Here is a 20683-nt window from a genome sequence, read left to right as displayed (position 1 = left end):
CACGGCCATAGATACCTTTGATCACCAAACCTTTGAAGATCACTTGGTTCCAATCGATCGCCATATCTGAAGGTGGAATACCTAATAAAGCAATACGACCACCGTGATTCATGGTTTTCAGCATAGAACTAAAAGCACTTGGTACGCCTGACATTTCAAGGCCGACGTCAAAACCTTCCGTCATGCCAAGTTCACTCATGACCTCTTCTAACTTTTGTTCCGCAACATTCACGGCGCGTGTCACGCCCATTTTGCGTGCAAGCTCAAGACGATATTCGTTCACGTCGGTGATCACCACATGGCGCGCACCAACGTGTTTAGCCACTGCGGCCGCCATGATACCGATTGGACCAGCACCAGTGATCAGCACATCTTCGCCGACTAAATCAAATGACAATGCGGTATGTACCGCGTTACCAAATGGGTCAAAAATCGAGGCTAGATCATCGGAAATACCATCTGGGATCTTGAAAGCATTAAACGCAGGGATAACTAAGTATTCAGAAAATGCACCCGTGCGGTTCACACCAACACCCACAGTATTACGACATAAGTGAGTACGACCACCGCGGCAATTTCGACAATGGCCGCAAGTAATATGACCTTCGCCAGACACGCGATCACCTAATTCAAAACCGCGAACTTCTTGACCAATGCCAACCACTTCACCGACGTATTCATGGCCAACCACCATTGGCACTGGGATGGTTTTTTGTGACCACTCATCCCAGTTATAGATGTGAACATCGGTGCCACAAATTGCGGTTTTCTTAATTTTAATCAGCAGATCGTTGTGACCAAGTTCAGGCATTGGCACTTCGGTCATCCAAATGCCTTGCTCTGGTTTGAGTTTGGATAATGCTTTAATTTTCATTTAATGAGCCCCATTTCTTGGCCAACAGCAATAAACGCATCAATGGCGTGGTCGAGTTGCTCGCGGCTATGCGCGGCTGACATTTGTGTTCTAATACGAGCTTGGCCTTTTGGCACGACAGGGAACGAGAAACCAACAACATAAATGCCCTTAGCTAGTGCTCGTTCTGCAAACTCTGCTGCAACGATAGCATCGCCGAGCATAATCGGGATGATGGCGTGATCCGCGCCACCCATAGTGAACCCCGCGCCTTCCATACGAGTACGGAAATGCGCGGCGTTATCCCAAAGTTGGTCGCGAAGCGCGGCGCTTTCTGCCAGTAAATCCAGCACGCGAATCGATGCTGCAACAATCGCTGGCGCAACCGAATTAGAGAATAAATAAGGACGTGAACGTTGACGAAGCCAATCAATCACCTCTTTTTTACCGGAAGTGTAGCCACCTGAAGCACCACCCATCGCTTTACCAAGGGTACCGGTGATGATATCAATACGGTCAATCACATCATGGTATTCATGCGTGCCACGGCCATTTGCACCCATAAATCCAACCGCGTGTGAATCATCCACCATGACGAGCGCGTTATATCGATCGGCTAAATCACAAATCGCGGGCAAGTTTGCGACTACGCCATCCATTGAGAATACACCATCCGTTACGATGAGCTTATTACGAGCGCCCGCCGCATCGGCTGCGATCAACTGCTGTTCCAACTCTTGCATGTTATTGTTGGAGTAACGAAAACGCATCGCTTTACATAAACGCACACCATCAATGATTGAGGCATGGTTCAACGCGTCAGAGATAATCGCGTCTTCTTTATCTAAAATAGTTTCAAATAAACCGGTGTTTGCATCAAAACATGAGGTGTAAAGAATCGTATCTTCTTTACCTAAGAATTGAGAGAGCTTCTGTTCCAGTTGTTTATGGATATCTTGCGTACCACAGATGAAACGTACCGAAGCCATACCAAAGCCGTGACTGTCCATGCCTTGCTTCGCCGCTTCAACCAACGCAGGGTGATTAGCCAAACCAAGGTAGTTGTTGGCACAGAAGTTCAACACTTCTTCACCAGTAGAAATTTCGACCGCCGCTTGTTGCTGCGAGGTAATCACACGTTCAGATTTATACAGACCTTCCGCTTTGATTTCCTCAAGCTGGTTTTGGATCTGTTGATAAAATGCAGAAGACATTGCTACGTCCTTATTTTTATATAGCGCAATAGCTATGGTGTAGGGCAGCCTAAACGAAAATAGACCCTTCATTTACACTGTAAAATCGCTTAATGGTATTTTAGTTGATCCCATTTACGACTATTATCCCATGACATGGAAAACCATTAGTGAACTTCAGGCACAAATACAATTATGATCACGCATCGTCTTATCGCCCTGCTGCCTGATTTAGCGGCTTTCATTCTCGTCGTCAATGAAGGTAGCTTTACGGCAGCCGCTCAAAAGCTGGGGGTAACACCTTCGGCATTAAGTAAATTGATTACCCGTTTAGAACAAGCACTATCAGTGAAGTTATTTGAACGAACCACGCGCCAGCTCTTAATCACTCAGGCAGGAAAGCGCGTTTATGATCAAAGTCTGTTGATGGTCAACGCTGCGCAGCAAGCGGTTGAGCTTTCAACCTCTGACCACACCGAACCTGCAGGCGCACTCACTGTTGCGGCACCTGAAGCATTTTTGAACTCCGTTCTGCAACCCCTTGTGCTTCCTTTTCTAACTCAATACCCTGAAATTCAACTTAAGCTGAGAGCTGCAGATGGTGCGATCGATTTATTCAAACACAATATTGATGTGGCGTTTAAACTGACTGATAAGCCAGATGAAAACTTGGTACTGCGTGAAATTGGCAAAACCCACTTAGTGTTGTGCGCCAGCCCAGAATATATAGCGGCCAGAGGCACGCCCACCCACCCTACCGAATTAACGGATCACGACTGCTTGTATCTTGCCGAAACCGAGCGTGATCATCTCTGGGATTTTCATAAAGAAGATGAGTTCCATACAGTGGCCGTCTCAGGCCGCTATGCAGTAAACCACTCACAAATGCGTTTGAACGGCGTGAAAAATGGCTTAGGTATCGGCATCTTCCATGATTTTGTCATTCAGCAAGCGCTCGTTGAAGGCAGCGTCGTCCGGCTATTAGCCGATTGGACGATCAAAAGTAATTACTACGGCTCGATTGCCATGCAATATCCGCAAACCAAGTACATGCCAGCAAGGCTGCGGGTGTTCATTGATTACGTCACTGAACATTTGGTCAGCCAGCTCAACAAATAAAGGTTAATCATGCTAAAACGAATCCACCATGCGGCAATTATTTGTTCAGACTACGCACGTTCCAAAGCGTTTTATACTCAGATCTTAGGGCTGTCTGTTATTGCTGAAAATTACCGCACCGCTCGCGATTCATACAAGCTGGATCTTGCTCTGCCCGATGGCGGACAAATTGAGCTGTTCTCATTTCCAAATACACCACCAAGACCAAGCTTCCCTGAAGCTCAAGGGCTACGACATTTAGCGTTTGTGGTGGACAGTGTCAGTGAAGTCAAAGCGTATTTAGAGGAAAAAGGCGTCATCGTCGAGCCCATCCGCGTTGATGAGTTCACTGGTCGCGAATACACATTTTTCGCCGACCCAGATGGTTTACCGTTAGAGCTTTATTCTGAATAGTGAATAGAGGAAGGAATCAAGGCTATTTTCTAACGCCAGTACAATAGATTAAATAATGGTGGCGCACGAGGAACTTGTTTTTCAAATCGTACACTTAGAGCCAAAAAAGTGTAGCTGTCTGAAACAAACAAGTTCAGTCGTGTCAGTAAAGGTGTCGTTGGAAGTGAATCTTGATGAAAGGTGGAGAAATGAGCAAAGGGACAGGGTTTCGTATGCTGTGTCTGTACTTTTCCCTCTTCAATTTGAACCAGCTCAAAACCATTAATGGTGCACAGTGTGGCCCAACCCCCGCCGTATTGCCATGCGCGTTTATTACAGGCATAAGCGACACCAGCACCCAACTGAGCGCGCTGGTGAGCAACATTATTCTGTTAAAACGGTTTAGGCGAATCATAGCAACACTCAATTTTTTCTTGTCGACACTATATAACGCAATGATAAAAATAACAGTGCGGCAGCGCTAAAAACTTAACAAATACCCTCAATTTCGCTACAAATCGTTAGCTTAAAGACGACGTTTCAAGATGCATATCAATGTGACTCCATTCACGCTTTGTCTATCAATCCACCCAAACTAGGAAATATTCCTAACTCAGTTAGGCCATGCCCTCAAGTCAATCGCCAAGCCGATTTTTACAATCACTCTATGATGCAGCCAGACGGTTGCTGGCCATTCGACTCTGGTGTGAATTGACTGACAGCAGAGATTTCTTTGACGTGATTTTCTAAGGATTTCACATGCTAAAACTTTTGCAACAGGTTCGGCTACCGACCCTCGATCTCCCCGCAGCAGAACGCCGTAAAATGTGGTTCAAACCATTTTTACAATCATACCTTGTGGTGTTTATTGGCTACATGGCGATGTATTTAGTGCGCAAAAACTTCAACGTTGCACAAAACGATATGATTTCAACCTACGGCTTGTCGATGACACAGCTAGGGCTGATTGGTCTTGGTTTCTCCATCACTTACGGGATTGGTAAGACAGTGGTCTCTTACTACGCCGATGGCAAGAACACGAAACAGTTCCTACCTTTTATGCTGATCCTTTCTGGTATTGCAATGCTTGGATTTAGCATGAGCATGGGCGGTTCAAGCGTCAGCATTTTCCTAATGGTTGCTTTTTATGCGCTAAGCGGTTTTTTCCAAAGTACTGGTGGGCCATCAAGCTACTCCACTATCACCAAATGGACGCCCAAAAATAAACGCGGCACCTACTTGGGTTTATGGAATATGTCGCACAATGTCGGCGGCGCAGGTGCGGCAGGCGTAGCACTGTTTGGTGCAAACTATCTCTTTAATGGTCATGTTGTGGGCATGTTTGTGTTCCCATCAATCATCGCATTAGTGGTGGGTTTCATTGGTTTGCGTTACGGTAGTGACTCTCCTGAAGCCTACGGTTTAGGTACGGTCGAAGAGTTGTTTGATGAAGCGGTCAGCGAGGAAGATATTGCCGCGGAAGAAAACCAAATGACCAAACGTGAGATCTTTGTTGAATACATTTTGAAAAACAAAGTGATTTGGTTACTCTGCTTTGCCAACATCTTCCTCTACATCGTGCGTATCGGCATCGACCAGTGGTCTACTGTGTATGCCTATCAAGAACTTGGTTTGTCAAAAGAAGCGGCCATTTCAGGCTTCACTCTCTTTGAAGTGGGCGCATTAGTCGGCACTTTAATGTGGGGTTATCTGTCCGATCTTGCTAATGGCCGCCGAGCTTTGGTCGCCTGTGTCTCTCTGGGACTCATCATTGTTGCGCTCGAATTCTATCAGCACGCCACCAGCGAGTTTATGTATCTCGGGTCACTGTTTGTGCTAGGTTTCCTTGTTTTTGGCCCACAATTACTGATTGGTGTTGCTGCGGTTGGCTTTGTGCCGAAAAAAGCGATCAGTGTCGCCGATGGCGTTAAGGGCACCTTTGCTTACTTAATTGGTGATAGTTTTGCCAAACTTGGCCTAGGTATGATCGCCGACGGTACACCGATTTTTGGCCTCACTGGCTGGAAGGGCACCTTTGCTGCGCTCGACACTTCAGCGATGATCTGTATCGTACTGCTGATTTTTGTCGCGATCGCAGAAGAGCGTAAGATCCGCCATGAGAAAAGGCTAAAGCTGGCCGCAGCTGCCGCTTAGCTCCCAGCAAAATCAAACGCGATATTCTCTTTTATGAGTGTGTCGCGTTTTATTGTGCCACCCCTTCCTTTTTGACGCGCTAGACTCCTCTACAATGGCATCCATAGCAAAGGGATATATTGCTTGTTTAATTGTCTCTGTGGCGTTAGTTTAAGCTCCCTTTTTACTCAGGCAATATAAACAGCGGGGATTGTGATGATCAAAGTAGCACTAGTGGATGACCATATCGTGGTACGTTCAGGCTTTGCCCAACTCATGAACCTTGAAGACGATATCCAAGTGGTCGGCCAATTTAGCTCGGCGGCCGAAGCGCGCGCAGGGCTTCCCGGCACAGGGGCAAACGTCTGTATTCTTGATATTTCAATGCCTGATGAAAGCGGGCTGTCGCTGCTTCAAGATCTACCCTCTGGGATAGCATGCATTATGCTGAGCGTTCACGATTCCGCGGCCATGGTCGAAAAAGCCTTGGAGGCTGGAGCAAGAGGCTACTTAAGCAAACGTTGTAGCCCAGATGAACTTATCCAAGCCGTACGAACCAGCGCCCATGGTGGTTGCTACTTAACACCCGATATTGCGCTTAAACTCACCTCTCCCAAGCGCGAGGCAAAGCTATTAGCACAGTTGACCAAACGTGAGCGGCAAATCAGTGAAATGCTGGCTGCCGGGCTGGATGTGAAAGCGGTCGCCAATGAGCTTGGACTTAGCCACAAAACCATTCATGTCCATCGCGCCAATGCCATGGATAAGTTAGGTGTGAGCAATAACGTGGCCTTAGCGAAATATTTTTCTGACTCATTCTAATGCCACGCTATTTTATTACGTCACTCTGCGCTTGGTTTCTGCTCTCTTGCAGTTGGTTTTGCTTGTGGGTTATCGCCTACTATTTTGTCAACGATCCGGAACTGGCGATCTTCTTCTTTCCTTTTGCTCTGCGTTTAGGCACTGCACTGCACAGTCCACAACGTTACTGGCCCGCGATTTATGGTGCAGAATGGTGGCTGACGATTGCGCTCGCCATGCTAATGGAACAACCTCAATGGCTGACAGTACTCGCCGCCAGTATCACAACGCTGCCCTTAAACCTGCTCGCCCAGCGCTACTACCACGGAAGTCAGTGGCGTCGCTTTATTGTGATGGGCGGGTTGATCCTCGCCAGCGCTATCGTTAATACGCTGGCCACCACCTACCACGGCCATGCCGCGTCAATGGTGATGTTAGTCAGCATCACAGCTGGCTTAATGATTGTGCCAAGCTGCTATTTGATATGGAATTATCTTTTCCAAAGCACTTGGGTTCCACTGACGGCGAACTTAGTCTCTCGTCATATCGAATTTCGCACGCGTCACGTCTTACTCTACTCTTTACTATTTATTTTAAGCATTGCGCTGCAAATTGGTTTACCTGATGAGCTTCGGCGTTTTGCGCCATTTTGTTTAGCCATCCCGATCATTTTGCTCGCTTTTCGCTACGGCTGGCAAGGTGCATTGCTCGGCACTCTGCTCAATAGCATTGCATTGATCGCGGCTCGTAGTGGTGTCTCTAATATGGAAGTCACAGATCTCCTGCTCTCTCTTTCAGCACAAAGTTTAACCGGCATTTTGCTGGGAATGGGTGTGCAGCGACAAAGAGATCTCAACACCAAGCTGCGCCAACAGCTTGATCGTAACCAAAATTTGTCCCGCCAATTAGTCAAAGCTGAAGAATCTGTTCGGCGCGATATTGCTCGCGAGCTGCACGATGAGATCGGTCAAAACATTACCGCTATCCGTACTCAAGCCAGCATTATTCAACGCGTCGAATCTCAGCCCGTCACCAGCAATTGTGCTAAAACCATTGAATCTCTCTCTTTAAATGTTTACGACACAACTAAAAGTTTGCTAACCCGTTTACGCCCTAAAACCTTAGATGATTTAGGCCTAGTCGAAGCACTGGATCAACTGCTGCGTGACCTTGAATTTGAGACGCACGGCATTCAGACCCAAGTGGTTTGGACGGGGAATTCAACCGCTCAACTGCAAAAGTTAAGTGATGCCACCAAAGTGACCCTTTATCGATTGTGCCAAGAGGCGCTCAATAACGCCTTAAAATACGCGGAAGCTAGCCACATTGTGATTGAGTTTTCGTTGGCAAGTGATGTCACACTGCGCATTCACGATGATGGCATCGGTTTCAAAGCACAAGCGCAGCTGAACGGCTTTGGTTTACGGGGGATGCGTGAGCGAGTCGAGGCATTGGGTGGCCACTTTCAGATTATTAGCCACTGTCAGTCTACAACAGCCAACCACGATCTAAGCGAGAATGGCACTCAGCTTACCGTCACACTGCCCCACTTATAATCGTGGAATATAAAGCACTATGATAAATTTTCTACGCTCTCAACCACCGCAACCGCTTCTTGCATCAGCGCAGGAGGTTAACCAGCAGTACCGTTATTGGCGCTTTCACATCATGATGGCGATGTATGTCGGTTATGCGCTTTTCTACTTCACGCGTAAAAGTTTGAATTACGCCATGCCCGCGATGATTGCTGACCTCGGTTTAGATAAGAGTGATATTGGCATCATGGGCACGTTGTTTTACATCACCTATGGTATCTCAAAATTTCTGTCTGGGATTTTGTCGGACCGCTCCAACCCGCGCTATTTTATGGGCCTAGGGTTAATGGCAACGGGTTTTATCAATATTCTGTTTGGCTTTTCAAGCTCAATCAGTATGTTCATCTTACTCTGGGTGCTCAATGCTTGGTTCCAAGGTTGGGGATGGCCTTCTTGCTCTAAACTCCTGACAACTTGGTATTCGCGCTCTGAACGTGGTTTTTGGTGGGCGCTATGGAATACCGCTCATAACGTGGGGGGCGCGTTGATCCCATTACTGGTTGGCTTTCTCACTTTCCATTTTAGTTGGCGCGAAGGTTTTATTGTACCGGGCTGTTTAGCCGTTATTGGCGGGGTTTTCTTATGTTGGCGATTGCGTGATAAACCAATGACCCAAGGTTTACCCAGCGTTGGTCAATGGCGTAATGACGCCCTTGAACTGGCGCAAGAAAATGAAGGCCTCGGCCTTAGCACTAAACAGATCTTGCACACATATGTGTTAGGAAATAAGTACATTTGGTTACTCGCCTTGAGCTATGTACTGGTCTACATAGTGCGTACTGCCATCAATGATTGGGGAAATATCTACCTTACCGAGCAACAAGGCTATGATTTGATCACGGCTAATGGCGCGCTTTCGCTGTTTGAAGTCGGTGGGTTTATTGGATCGTTAGTCGCAGGCTGGGGTTCAGACAAACTGTTTGGCGGCAACCGTGGGCCAATGAACCTGATTTTTTCAATGGGCATTTTTCTTTCGGTGGCAGCGCTGTGGCTGATGCCGTTAACGGGGTTTGTATTCCAAGCCGCTGGCTTTTTTACGATTGGCTTTTTTGTCTTTGGCCCACAAATGTTAATTGGTATGGCCGCCGCGGAGTGTTCTCACAAAGATTCGGCTGGCGCAGCAACTGGGTTTGTGGGGTTATTTGCGTATATGGGCGCAGCGCTCGCCGGTTACCCGTTAGCCATCATTGTCGAGCAATTCGAATGGCGAGGTTTTTTTGTCACCATTTCTGTTTGCGCCGCTGTGATCGGCTTACTACTGCTGCCTTTCTTACAAGCTCAGTTTTCAGGCAGTGACCACCCCACGAACAATTGAACGTTATAGCCAATCCAACGTTATCGTGAGAGGGCCACAAAGCTAATTAACCAAATAAGCGCTTCCAGATACTTGGGTTACGCTGCTCGTGGTATTCAACACGCAGTTCGTCTACCGTCCGCAGCGTTTGTTGAGCTTGCTCTAAATTTCCTTGCTCAAGATCCACTTCGATTTTGTCTAATGCCACTGAAAGCTTATTAAACCCTTCTAAATAGAGATCTTGCTTCTCCGGTGGATAATTTCCTCGTTTTGACTCTTCAACCAACTGACTTAATCTCTCAATGGGTGCTTGCATTGTTTCAACGCTGGTCGCTTCTGCCGCTTGTTTAAATTCAAGCTTCATTTGTTTCATGTTCTGTTTTAAGTCAACATTAGCCGCCGACACGCTAGCCGCAAATAATGCACAAGCTGTTAATATCATTATTTTTTTCATAATTATTTCTTTTTATTCTGGCAAGAAGTGCCAAGTTTAATGGATCTCAAGATAAAAGAGGGACAAATTTTTGTCATTTTTATGACCTCTTTACGGCTTATAGTGTTTGATATTCTGCGATCGCTTTTCGCCCGCGCAGAGCTAAAAAGGCCAGAAACTGCTCGACACTGTGCGTAATCACTTTCTCAGCAGCAATACCAACGTTCTCAAGCAGTTCACTGGCCAGTTGAAGTTGGCCGATATCTTGACAAAAATGGGCATCGCTGCCAGTGGTAACATAAGCACCATGCGCTTTCGCCACCTTAGCAATTTCATAACAGCGATCGACACTCCCTACCCTGCTGTGTCCTTTTAAGGTGCTGTTATTAATTTCTATCGCAACGTGATGCTGGGCGGCGCAGGCGATCACCTCATCAAAATCAAAATCGAAATTAGGGTTACCTAAGTGCCCTAGCGCATCCACTCGTCCACCTTTAATCACATTGATTAACGCTTCGGTATGCGCTGCTTTATCGGCAGGCTGAAATACGGGCTCATGAAAACTGGCGATCACCCAATCTAAGTTTTGGTCAACAGAAGGGTGAACATCAATCTCGCCAGCACGATTCATGATGTTGGACTCAATGCCTCGGATAATGGCAACACCGTCTAAAAAGCGCGGCAAAATACGTTGATTGGAGAAGAACCAATAATGCGGCGCTCCAGGCATCGACTGCGCATGATCGGTTGTGCAAAACATTGCTAATCCATTTTCTTTAGCTGAACGCGCGTTTTCAATGAGCGTGCTGTAAGCGTGACCACTTGCATAAGTGTGAGTATGAGTATCAACGACAAGATTCATTTTAATTATTCCATTCCAACAGCGATGCTTCAGTGTAACAGCCTCGCTGATGGCACTTCAATCTAAGGGCGATATATTCACCATATCGACACTTTTTGACCGGATGAAAACACACCGATGTGAAATGGTTTTTTGCAACTTACCCACATTGAACAATACTTAGCAATGTCATCCAATTCGGAGTTGGTTATGAAACGACGTCGTTACTCACTGAGCATTCACATTACGAGTCTCTTTTTAGTACTCGCCATGGTGATCGGCATTGTATTGATTGGCATAAGTTATCACCATAGTCAGCAACTACTGACGGTAAGTGCACAAGGATTAAGTAGCGAAAACAGCAAAAAACTGGAATCAGCATTTAAACAAAGTGCCGCACCTATCTTGACTACGCTCGATTTTTTAGCTTTTAGTAACGTAATTGATCAACCGGATAAAGTCATCTCGGACCCACGCCAACTCGCCACCGTTTGGCTGACCTTCCAACGTAATCCACAGTTAGTCGCGCTCTATTATTGTGACGAAGCCGGAGCTTGTACTACATTTCGCTCGCTGAGCTTTGATAAAGCCAAACAGCGTTTTGATGCCCCCGCGCAAGCTCAGCTATTGGCTCATTACACTCAAGTTGATGGCACTAACCGCTTTATCTATTTAGACCAGAACCTTAAAAGCCTGCTCGACAAACAAGATAACAATAATAAATTTGATCCTCGCGTGCGTCCTTGGTTTACCTCGGCAAGTCAAGATGGCGCGATACGCTTAACGGAACCTTATTTCTTTTTCTTCCTACAAACGAGTGGCGTCACACTGTCACGTAGATCGGCCGATGGAAAGAGTGTGCTTGGCGCTGATTTCACGCTTGACTCACTGTCAAAACAGATGAGTACGATGGGTTTTTCTGATAGTGCTCAGCTTATTTTGTTCGATAATCAATTTAGACCACTCGCCCAACACAATACTAAGTTCGATCTACAACAAGATCCCTCACAGATTGCACAGCAGCTGCAGCAAAGTACTTTTGCACCAATATTGAATCGGGTCAGCAGCCAAACTTTGTATGAAACGGTCAATATGAATGGCACAACGTGGTCGGTGACGTTAACGCCGGTACTTTTAAACGACAATGTACGCTTGTTGCTGGCAGAAGCGGTACCGCAAGACGATTTGATCGCAGATTTGCTCTCGATGCGAGATCAGCAGATTTTTGTCGCGTTAATCATGCTCGCTATCGCTTTTGCAGTAGTTGGTTTTGTGGCGCAAAGGCTCGCCAGCCCTTTAGGTAACCTAGTGCAATTGACCGACAACATCACGCGCTTTGAATTTAAAAAGACACGCTACCCAAAAAGCCGGATCCGCGAAGTTGCCAATTTAACCCAATCGATAGAGCTCATGGAGCATACACTGCACGACTTGCTGCGACTATTACGCGAAACCGCCAGCAACCAAGAATTCGGTGTGTTAGCCAAAACGATTACCCATCAAAGCTATTTGATCACTCGAGCTGAAACTATTTTGCTCTACACTTATGCCAACGAAAATAACCAATTTATCACCGCAGCAAACCACGCCATCATTCCCTTTAAGCTTGATATCAATCAGTTGTCTCAAGAGATGCCGTGGCTACTTTCTGAACTGCGCAAAGGCCAAACGGTTCATTTATCTAAAACCGATAATTCGATGCGTAAGCATAAAGATGAGCTGTATAATTCTGATCTTTATCTTTTCCCACTGCTCAACCGAGACAAGCAGTTAGTTGGCGTATTAAACCTAGGCTACGAACGGGCCATCACTCCCGATCAGCAAGACAAACATGCATTTTTACGAGAGCTGCTCAGTTTTGCCGAAATCGCTAAAGACAATATCGACAAAATGCAGCGGCAAAAGGAGATGCTCAACTCGTTTATTGAATTGATCGCATCAGCCATTGATACCAAATCCCCTTACACGGGCGGCCATTGTCAGCGAGTTCCTGAATTAACCAAAATGATCACTAAAGCGGCGGAAAACGATCGCACCTATTTCCCACAATTTTCCATGACCAATGAAGAGTGGGAAGAGCTCACTCTCGCCGCTTGGTTGCATGATTGTGGAAAAGTGACCACGCCTGAATATGTGATTGATAAAGCGACCAAATTAGAAACGATCTACGACAGAATTCACGAAATTAGAATGCGTTTTGAGCTGCTCAAATGTCAAGCTGAAACGGACTACTGGCAAGGTGTTGCGCAAGGCAAGAACGAGCCAGATCTCAAGCAGCAGTTGCTGACGAACCAACACATCCTTGATGAGGAATTTGCTTTCGTCGCGCAATGTAATATTGGCAGTGAGTTTATGAGCGATGATGACCTTTCCCGCTTAGAGCGAATTGCGCACAGAGAGTGGAAACGGACCTTAGATGATCAACTCGGTACTTCTTGGATAGAGAACCAACGTGCAGGAGAGTCAAAATCATTGCCCACTATGGAGCGCTTGCTTGATGATAAACCCGTACACCAGTTGCACTGGGTGAACGGTTGCCGTCCACAAGATCTGTGGCAAGAAAACTTTATTTTACAACCGGGAGAACTGCGCTATAACCGAGGTGAGCTCTATAATTTGTCTATTCGTCGTGGCACGCTCACTAACGAAGAACGCTTTATGATTAATGATCACATTGTGCAAACCATCATGATGCTCAAGCGGCTACCTTATCCTGAACATATGAAAAATGTTCCTGATATTGCGGGAAGCCATCATGAACGAATGGATGGCGCGGGCTATCCAAGAGGTTTAAATGAAGAGCAGCTTTCGATCCCCGCTCGAGTGATGGCAATAGCCGATGTGTTTGAAGCACTGACCTCTAGCGATCGCCCCTATAAAAAGGCCAAAACGCTCAGCGAATCGATCGCGATCATGACCACCATGGCCACCACAGGCCATATTGATCCGAAGCTTTACTTACTCTTTTTAGAAAAAGAGATTTATCAAGACTATGCGGATCGGTTTTTACACTCCGATCAGCACAGCCCAATTGATAAAGAAGCACAGATAAAAAAAGTAAAAATTAGTTTGAAAAAGACTTTTTAAAGACCGCGAATATCTAACTCATTCTGGATCAGCACAATGCACTGCGAGGCAAACAGCATTCGAGGCCCAAGGCTGATTTTCTGTGTATTAAGGCGCTTTAAACTGTTCCAACTTTTTTTCGGCATCGGGATGTGGTCAGTAAGTAAAAAGCAGCTGTCGTCAGAAAATTGATGCTCACGGACACTTTCGCCTTTTTTATCCAGTAAATACAAGTGGTAACTTTCAGAAAGGCGTTGCACCAACTTTTCAAAACTGATGGTTTCAACCGTGAGTCCTTGCTCGACCTCTCGGGTTTGCTCTTTGCCCATACCCACGGAAACGTCTAAAGCGTGGCCTATTTTGGTCAGCAAGGCTTGCTCGTGAAAGCCACCGATATTGTGCAACTGGCTCGACTCAAAGCATAAAGTCCGCGAGAAATCTTGCGTACTTTCCAGCACTAAGTAGACCACCACGTCATCACGATGCGACTGCGCAGTAAAAATAGCGTTCATGAGTACGTGGGCCAAAATTTCAGTATGGGCTTCTTGCCCAACAGAGGCTAAAAAAGTCTGTTTATCCGTGGAAGCGGCACGGGCCCTTACAACAAAAGCTCTCATGTGACTGACTCAATTCATTCAATAAAGCACGGACTCTATCACAATCTCCATCTACTGGAATAGTGATCTACTGGTGAAGCTACGGTTCGCTCGTCAACACAGCTTTGCTTTTCGGGAGCCCCAATGAAATGAGAGTGGTCAGCAGCAGAAAACCAAACGAAACCCACAAACACGCCGCTAATCCCCAAAGTTGGAAAACCCACCCGGAAAGCACGGTACCGATTAAACGCCCCATCGCGTTTGCCATGTAGTAAAAACCAACATCAAGCGATACACCATCCCCCTTGGCATAGCTCACGATCAAATAGGAATGCAGCGATGAGTTAATCGCAAAGACCGCGCCGAAAAGCAGTAACCCCGCGATGATCACGACTTCCGGATGCCACTGCGCTTGAATGCTGTAGGCGATCAAACCAGTAATCAGCGCCAGTAGCGCCGCCCAACCGAGCGCAGATCGCCCATCCGGCACTTGGTCTGAAGCACTGCCCGTTATTTTAGGAGCAAACCCTTGGATCACGCCGTAGCCAATCACCCATAAGGCTAAAAAGCCGCCCACGGCACTGTGATCCCAACCAAAAACGCTGCCCAGATAAATGGGTAAGGCAATCACAAACCAAACGTCTCGCGCGCCAAATAAAAATAGGCGAGCCGCCGATAAAATATTCACGCTGCGCGATTTGGAGAAAATCTCTGAAAATTTCGGTTTGGTTTTGGCTTTGCCAATATCGGCTTGCAAGCTAAGCAAACTGCCGATAAAAACCAACAGCAATACCGCCGCCATAGCCGCTACCGCATATTGAAAGCCGATCCAAGAGAGCAAGACGCCACCGAGAAAAAAGCCGGCCCCTTTTAGAGCGTTTTTTGAACCCGTAAGAATGGCTATCCACTTGTAGAGTGCGCCTTGTGCATTTTCAGGGACTAACGTTTTGATCGCACTTTTTGCACTCATTTTATTGAGATCTTTTGCGATGCCCGATAACGCCTGCGCCGCCATCACCCAAGGAATGGTTAACCATGCAGCAGGTACAGCAAGCATCAAGAGCGCGAATATTTGCATGCCAAGGCCAATATTCATGGTGCGATTCAGCCCTAAACGCGCACCAAGCCAACCGCCAATCAGGTTCGTCACCACGCCAAAAAATTCATAAAAGAGAAACAAAGACGCAATCGCTAAGGTCGAATAACCCAAATCATAAAAATACAACACTACCAACATGCGCAGCGCGCCGTCAGTGACGGTAAAATTCCAATAATTAAAAGTCACTAGTATGTACTGGCGAACGTTTTGCTTGAGTTGAGACAGCATAATCACTCTCTTTGCAAAAGAGCCGCCTAAGGCAGCTCTTTGGGACTGTTATTGATTAACAAATTGTTTGATGTACTCAACTTGTACATCTTTGGTAAACGCACCCGGTCTTAATGATTGAACTTGAGTAATAATGTTTTGCAGTTCCCAACCTTTCTCCAGCAATAAATGAGCAGCAAGTAAACCAGTACGACCCGATCCACCCATGCAATGCATGGCAATCTTATCTCCCTTAGCAAGTGCCTGATGAAGTGACGGGGAGATACTTTGCCAATGCGTTTGAAACTGATGGTCGGGCGCGCAATCATCTTCAATTGGGGCATGAAACCATTGCAGTCCCGCTTGCTCAACCACTTTAGGCAAGTCACCAACGCCTTTCTCTTGCATCTCTTCGTGACTTAGAGCCGTCACCACAACGGTAACACCTTGAGATCTCAGTTGTTCAATACTCTCAACCAAAGGAAGATCTTTTGTCCCCGGGCAAGGCGTCAATACCAAACCAGCGCTGTTTTCTGCAACAGGCAGTTCCCATGTAGGATGTGTCATTTCTTTGCTCCTTTATGCCAAACCGACTTTGCGTACTAATTCTGCGGTACGCGTTGCGTAACCCATTTCGTTATCATACCAAGCGTAAATTTTCACCATGCGCTTGCCCACCACCATGGTCGAGAGTGCGTCGACAATCGTTGAGCGTTGATCGCCTTTGTAATCAATCGACACCAGTGGGCGCGCTTCAAAACCGAGAATGCCTTTGAGCTCATTTTCTGAAGCCGCTTTAAGTAGCGCGTTAACTTCTTCCGCGCTGGTATCGCGTTTCACATCAAAAATAATGTCGGTTAACGAGGCATTGGCTAGCGGCACACGCACCGCGTGACCGTTAATTTTGTCTTTCAGATCGGGGAAGATTTCCACAATCGCTGTCGCAGAACCGGTTGTGGTCGGGATAAGGCTCATACCACACGCGCGAGCGCGGCGTAGATCTTTATGCGGTGCATCCAAAATGGTTTGCGTGTTGGTCAAGTCGTGAATGGTCGTAAACGAGGAATGTTCAATACCAAGTTGCTCGTGAATCACTTTGACGATAGGCGCAATGCAGTTGGTGGTACAAGAAGCGGCCGTAACAATCTGATGTATTTGTGGATCAAAAATGTGGTCATTGACCCCAACCACGATATTGGCAATCCCCGCTTCTTTCACCGGAGCCGATACCACCACGCGTTTGACACCTTGTGCTAAATACTGATTCAAAAACTCAGATTTGCGGTGTTTGCCTGTTGCTTCGATGACCACATCACAACCAGACCAATCCACATCATTGATCGCTTTTTGTTGTGAGGTACGAATAACCTTACCGTTGGCAATGATCGCATTACCGTCGCTTGTCACTTCGTGATGCCAACGGCCTTGTATTGAATCAAATTCGAGCAAATGAGCCAAGGTCGCCGCGTCACCCGCAACGTCGTTAATTTGCACAAATTCGATCTCTGGCCAGTCAAATGACGCCCTTAATGCTAAACGACCAATGCGGCCAAATCCGTTAATTCCGACTTTAATCGACATCTTTATTTCCTTTTATCCCTTCTAAACACAGCATTCTGGGCGAGATTCCATCTCTGCCAGCCTTTGCATATCTTGTTGGTATTCTTTTTTCAGGCAGTTGGATTCCACCAGCCCTTGAATTTGTTTTCTCATCCATCCGGGCAGTTGGTCCGAGAGCCGATAAAACACCCATTGCCCTTGAATTTGTTTTCTCATCCATCCGGGCAGTTGGTCCGAGAGCCGATAAAACACCCATTGCCCTTGCCTTGTATCAACCACCACGCCACTGGAACGAAGTAGAGCCAGATGGCGAGAAATTTTCGGTTGGCTTTCATTTAACGCTTGCGTCAACTCGCCGACACACACTCGTTGCTCGCGTGCAATCATGAGCAAACAGCGCACTCGCGTTTCATCGGACAGCAACTTAAAAAACTGATGAGGTAGCATTTTACTTATCTCTGTATATGCGGATGTGCATATATATCATATAAAAAGAAATCGCTGTCAATATAAAAGTTACCGCTGACTTTTAAAGGATGATGTTAAAGCGAGAAGTAAAATAGCTGACAGCATGTTGCAGGGCTTTTGTTGCATTTTGATTACAATCGATTTCCCAATAAACCTGTTTTTGATATGCCTCTCGGCGTCTATCGTGTTGGTACATCGCATAGTTAATATCGATCACATAATCGTAAGCGGGCTCTAACCTCTGTGTCGGCTCGATGAAAGTGTAGCCAAAGTAACCCAACTTTTCCAAATGGCTTTGCTCGGGTAAGTCGATGCCGTCAATCGCTTCAAAAGTAATCTCATAGAAACTTCCAGCATTGATATACAACAGTTGAGCAGCGATACAAGCAAGGTCGGAGTTAGGGAAGCTAATCAAATGAACGGTTCTTTTATCTATCATGTTGCCAGCCCCCTTTACTGACATACTTAATTAAGTGGGTGTGTTTAGCAGAATATAGATAAAATTTCGAATTCATTCACAAATATTTCACACTGCTAAACATTCAATCACCCCATAATTACTGAATAAATAAATATATCCTGCTGATTTTTAAGAAAAACAATCTACTTATAAAACAAAAAAAGCCAGAGCGTTCATAAATTTGTCACATAAAAACCATTTTACTGTCACATTGTCCTCTCAATATTCACCTCAGCGAAACAACACAAACTGTTCACGCAAGGCTTTTCAACACAGTCTAAGTTAATGGAATTTAATGAGGGAAATATTATGAAGTTCGGACGCAATGCGCTTTTGCTTGCTTCAACCATCGCAACTGCGATCTCTGCCCCAGTAATGGCACGTGATACGATTCAGATCGCTGGCTCTTCAACTGTTTTGCCATTCTCGGCTATCGTTGCAGAAGAGTTTGGTCAAACCTTCCCACAATTTAACACGCCAGTGGTCGGTTCTGGTGGCTCAAGTGGCGGTTTACGCCAGTTCTGCCAAGGTGTGGGTGTAAATACGATTGACATCGCAAACTCATCACGCGCGATTAAATCTTCTGAAGTGGAAAGCTGCCGCGCGAATGGCGTGACAGAAATCATTGAAGTCAAAGTCGGCTATGACGGCATTGTGTTCGCATCTCGTACCGACAGTGGCACTTTTGCCCTTAAGCCAGAGCATGTGTTTAAAGCGGGTGCAGCACAAATTCTGCAGAATGGCAAAATGGTGTCAAACCCTTACACCAACTGGAAGCAAATTGACGCCTCTCTTCCTGACCAAGAAATTCTGCTTGTGATACCAGGTTCTAATCACGGCACGCGTGAAGTGTACGAAGAGAAAGTCGTTCATCCAGGTTGTGAGACTTTTGCCGAAGTCAAAGCGATGGACAAAAAAGCCAAAGGTAACTTCTGTAATGCGATTCGCACCGATGGTCGCGTAGTTGAAGTCGCTGGCGATTATACCGAAACCCTCGCTCGTCTTGATGCTCAGAAAAATGCGCTTGGTGTATTTGGCCTAAGCTTCTACGACCAAAACCGTGACCGCTTGAAAGTGGCGACCGTTAACGGCGTAACCCCAAGCTTAGATACCATTGGCAGCGGGCAATACCCAGTTTCTCGCCCACTGTTCTTCTACATCAAGAATGCTCATGTCGGTGTAGTACCGGGAATTCTCGAATACGCACAGTTTTTTGTGAGCGAACAAATGGGCGCAACGGGTAGCCAACTTGAAGCGGCAGGCCTTATCCCAATGGATGATAAAGAGCGCGCCCAGGTGTCGCAAAACATTAAAAATCGCAAACTCCTTTAAGGCTCTCTGATTAGCTTGGGCCAGTGTTTTCGGCTCAAGCTAACGCTTTAATAAGGTAAGAATAACAATGAATAATCTGATGCTGATGGTGGTACTACTGGCGGTAATGCCACTGGCTTACCACTTAGGGCTGACGTGCAGTAAAAAAGTAGCATCAACCAATGCTGGAACTCAGCGTTTACACTCTCGCCCTGTTTATCACGGCATGCTAACCCTACTTTGGTGTGTGGTTCCTGCTTTGTTAATTTGGATCGTATGGAGCCTATGTTCTCCCATACTGATTCAGCAAATGGTAGTTGATAGCCTTCCTACGGATCTGCAGCCAACGGCCGTGGAGGGTGCTCACGTACTGATGAATAAACTGCATAATATCGCCAGCGGTTTCGCTGTACTCGATAGCTTTTCTCCTCAAGAAATTACCACCGCAGACTACTTAAAGCAGTTAGAACAACGCAGCTATTTATTACTCACTGGTTTGATGGCAACGGTTGCCGCGGCCGGATTAGTCTTCAGCACTCGACAAATTCGCCCTGATCTTCGCGCACGCAACACAGTCGAACGTGCACTGCATATACTGCTGATTCTGTGTTCTGGTGTGGCGATTTTAACCACGGTAGGCATTGTTCTTTCTATGGTTGGAGAAGCGTTACGTTTCTTTAGTTTTGTTAGCCCGAGCGAATTTTTCTTCGGTACGACTTGGAACCCTCGCTTTTCAACCGTAGGAACAGAGAACCAAACCGGCTTTGGTATGTTGCCATTACTAGCAGGAACCTTTTTAATCGCGTTGATTGCCTTAATCGTCGCTATTCCTATTGGCCTGATGTGCGCCATTTATCTGGCTGAATATGCGCCAAGTCGCGTTCGCTCGATAGCCAAACCGATTATTGAAGTGCTCGCAGGCATTCCCACCATCGTCTACGGCTTTTTTGCTTTAATCACCGTAGGTCCCTTTCTGAGCGAATTGGGACAGTGGCTCCATATCGATATTCGTGCCACCTCCGCTCTAACCGCGGGGATTGTGATGGGCTTAATGGTGATTCCCTTTATTTCCTCGCTATCCGACGACATTCTTACTCAAGTGCCCAAAACACTAAGAGATGGCTCGCTTGGCCTTGGCGCAACCAAATCAGAGACCATTCGCAAAGTGGTTCTACCTGCCGCGCTACCTGGCGTGACTGGCGCAGTTTTGCTCGCCGCCAGCCGGGCGATTGGTGAAACCATGATTGTGGTTCTCGCTGCCGGAAATAGCCCAGTATTAACC

At 46.5% G+C, this 20683-nt stretch carries 19 protein-coding genes and 1 pseudogene; 9 read left to right on the top strand and 11 right to left on the bottom strand.

Annotated elements, in window-relative coordinates; translation table 11 throughout:
* Positions 1-874 (bottom strand): L-threonine 3-dehydrogenase (gene tdh / locus AACQ21_RS14720; protein WP_105977034.1); only part of this gene is annotated, 874 nt, incomplete at its 3' end.
* A complete protein-coding gene (locus AACQ21_RS14715) occupies positions 871-2067 on the bottom strand; it encodes a glycine C-acetyltransferase (protein WP_105977033.1) in 1197 nt (398 codons plus the stop codon). The genes AACQ21_RS14715 and tdh, both read right to left, overlap by 4 nt.
* Positions 2068-2241: 174 nt before the next feature.
* Between AACQ21_RS14715 and AACQ21_RS14710 the strand changes: the two genes are divergently transcribed.
* Together AACQ21_RS14710 and gloA2 are read left to right on the top strand one after the other, a co-directional pair.
* Positions 2242-3165: a LysR family transcriptional regulator gene (locus tag AACQ21_RS14710; protein ID WP_094127192.1), complete on the top strand. Its 924-nt coding sequence runs from the start codon at positions 2242-2244 to the stop codon at positions 3163-3165.
* A gap of 9 nt (positions 3166-3174) precedes the next feature.
* On the top strand, positions 3175-3558 hold the full coding sequence (gloA2, locus tag AACQ21_RS14705; protein ID WP_105977032.1) for an SMU1112c/YaeR family gloxylase I-like metalloprotein: 384 nt from the start codon (positions 3175-3177) through the stop codon (positions 3556-3558).
* A 29-nt stretch (positions 3559-3587) separates the two neighbouring features.
* Here gloA2 and AACQ21_RS14700 read toward each other — a convergent pair.
* Positions 3588-3952 (bottom strand): annotated as a pseudogene (locus tag AACQ21_RS14700) (hypothetical protein).
* 344 nt (positions 3953-4296) lie between these two features.
* On the opposite strand from AACQ21_RS14700, the gene uhpT reads away from it, so the two are divergent.
* From uhpT to AACQ21_RS14680, 4 genes are all read left to right on the top strand, one after another.
* The gene (gene uhpT / locus AACQ21_RS14695) at positions 4297-5691 is read left to right on the top strand and encodes a hexose-6-phosphate:phosphate antiporter (protein WP_017048964.1); all 1395 of its coding nucleotides are present in this window, start codon (positions 4297-4299) and stop codon (positions 5689-5691) included.
* A gap of 195 nt (positions 5692-5886) precedes the next feature.
* Entirely contained in the window at positions 5887-6492 is a 606-nt protein-coding gene (uhpA, locus tag AACQ21_RS14690) for a transcriptional regulator UhpA (RefSeq protein ID WP_026028260.1), read from the top strand.
* On the top strand, positions 6492-8027 hold the full coding sequence (gene uhpB, locus AACQ21_RS14685) for a signal transduction histidine-protein kinase/phosphatase UhpB (RefSeq protein ID WP_105977031.1): 1536 nt from the start codon (positions 6492-6494) through the stop codon (positions 8025-8027). Before uhpA ends, uhpB begins: the two co-directional genes overlap by 1 nt.
* 19 nt (positions 8028-8046) lie before the next feature.
* The gene (locus AACQ21_RS14680) at positions 8047-9381 is read left to right on the top strand and encodes an MFS transporter (RefSeq protein WP_105977030.1); all 1335 of its coding nucleotides are present in this window, start codon (positions 8047-8049) and stop codon (positions 9379-9381) included.
* A 46-nt stretch (positions 9382-9427) separates the two neighbouring features.
* Here the strand turns inward: AACQ21_RS14680 and AACQ21_RS14675 are convergent, their stop codons facing one another.
* Both AACQ21_RS14675 and AACQ21_RS14670 read right to left on the bottom strand, forming a co-directional pair.
* Positions 9428-9814, bottom strand: coding sequence for a cytochrome b562 (locus AACQ21_RS14675; protein ID WP_013868020.1), 387 nt, complete (start codon positions 9812-9814; stop codon positions 9428-9430).
* Positions 9815-9911: 97 nt separating this feature from the next.
* Positions 9912-10655: a phosphatase gene (locus tag AACQ21_RS14670; protein ID WP_013868021.1), complete on the bottom strand. Its 744-nt coding sequence runs from the start codon at positions 10653-10655 to the stop codon at positions 9912-9914.
* A 189-nt stretch (positions 10656-10844) separates the two neighbouring features.
* Between AACQ21_RS14670 and AACQ21_RS14665 the strand changes: the two genes are divergently transcribed.
* A complete protein-coding gene (locus AACQ21_RS14665; RefSeq protein ID WP_308515166.1) occupies positions 10845-13721 on the top strand; it encodes an HD domain-containing phosphohydrolase in 2877 nt (958 codons plus the stop codon).
* On the opposite strand, the gene trmY is transcribed toward AACQ21_RS14665, so the two are convergent.
* The 6 genes from trmY to AACQ21_RS14635 form a co-directional block, all read right to left on the bottom strand.
* Entirely contained in the window at positions 13718-14317 is a 600-nt protein-coding gene (gene trmY, locus AACQ21_RS14660) for a tRNA (pseudouridine(54)-N(1))-methyltransferase TrmY (RefSeq protein ID WP_013868023.1), read from the bottom strand. The genes AACQ21_RS14665 and trmY overlap by 4 nt on opposite strands.
* A 79-nt stretch (positions 14318-14396) precedes the next feature.
* Positions 14397-15629: an organoarsenical effux MFS transporter ArsJ gene (gene arsJ / locus AACQ21_RS14655; RefSeq protein WP_094132340.1), complete on the bottom strand. Its 1233-nt coding sequence runs from the start codon at positions 15627-15629 to the stop codon at positions 14397-14399.
* A 42-nt stretch (positions 15630-15671) separates the two neighbouring features.
* Entirely contained in the window at positions 15672-16169 is a 498-nt protein-coding gene (locus AACQ21_RS14650) for a cyclin-dependent kinase inhibitor 3 family protein (RefSeq protein ID WP_094147403.1), read from the bottom strand.
* Between the two features lie 12 nt (positions 16170-16181).
* Positions 16182-17183 carry an ArsJ-associated glyceraldehyde-3-phosphate dehydrogenase gene (locus tag AACQ21_RS14645; RefSeq protein WP_105977028.1) on the bottom strand — a complete coding sequence of 334 codons (1002 nt, stop codon included), beginning with the start codon at positions 17181-17183 and terminating at the stop codon, positions 16182-16184.
* Between the two features lie 21 nt (positions 17184-17204).
* Positions 17205-17609 carry a metalloregulator ArsR/SmtB family transcription factor gene (locus AACQ21_RS14640; RefSeq protein WP_105977027.1) on the bottom strand — a complete coding sequence of 135 codons (405 nt, stop codon included), beginning with the start codon at positions 17607-17609 and terminating at the stop codon, positions 17205-17207.
* Between the two features lie 82 nt (positions 17610-17691).
* Entirely contained in the window at positions 17692-18069 is a 378-nt protein-coding gene (locus tag AACQ21_RS14635) for a hypothetical protein (RefSeq protein WP_094129324.1), read from the bottom strand.
* Between the two features lie 330 nt (positions 18070-18399).
* Between AACQ21_RS14635 and AACQ21_RS14630 the strand changes: the two genes are divergently transcribed.
* On the top strand, positions 18400-19422 hold the full coding sequence (locus AACQ21_RS14630) for a substrate-binding domain-containing protein (protein ID WP_105977026.1): 1023 nt from the start codon (positions 18400-18402) through the stop codon (positions 19420-19422).
* Positions 19423-19489: 67 nt separating this feature from the next.
* Positions 19490-20683: phosphate ABC transporter permease subunit PstC (gene pstC, locus AACQ21_RS14625; RefSeq protein WP_105977025.1), on the top strand; the 1194-nt coding region annotated here is incomplete at its 3' end.

Source organism: Vibrio sp. V01_P9A10T6 (genome assembly GCF_963877065.1).
In the GTDB taxonomy this organism is placed as follows: Bacteria; Pseudomonadota; Gammaproteobacteria; order Enterobacterales; family Vibrionaceae; genus Vibrio; species Vibrio anguillarum.
The sequence above is the reverse complement of the archived record's forward strand: the minus strand, read 5'-3'. Positions and strand labels throughout refer to the sequence as shown.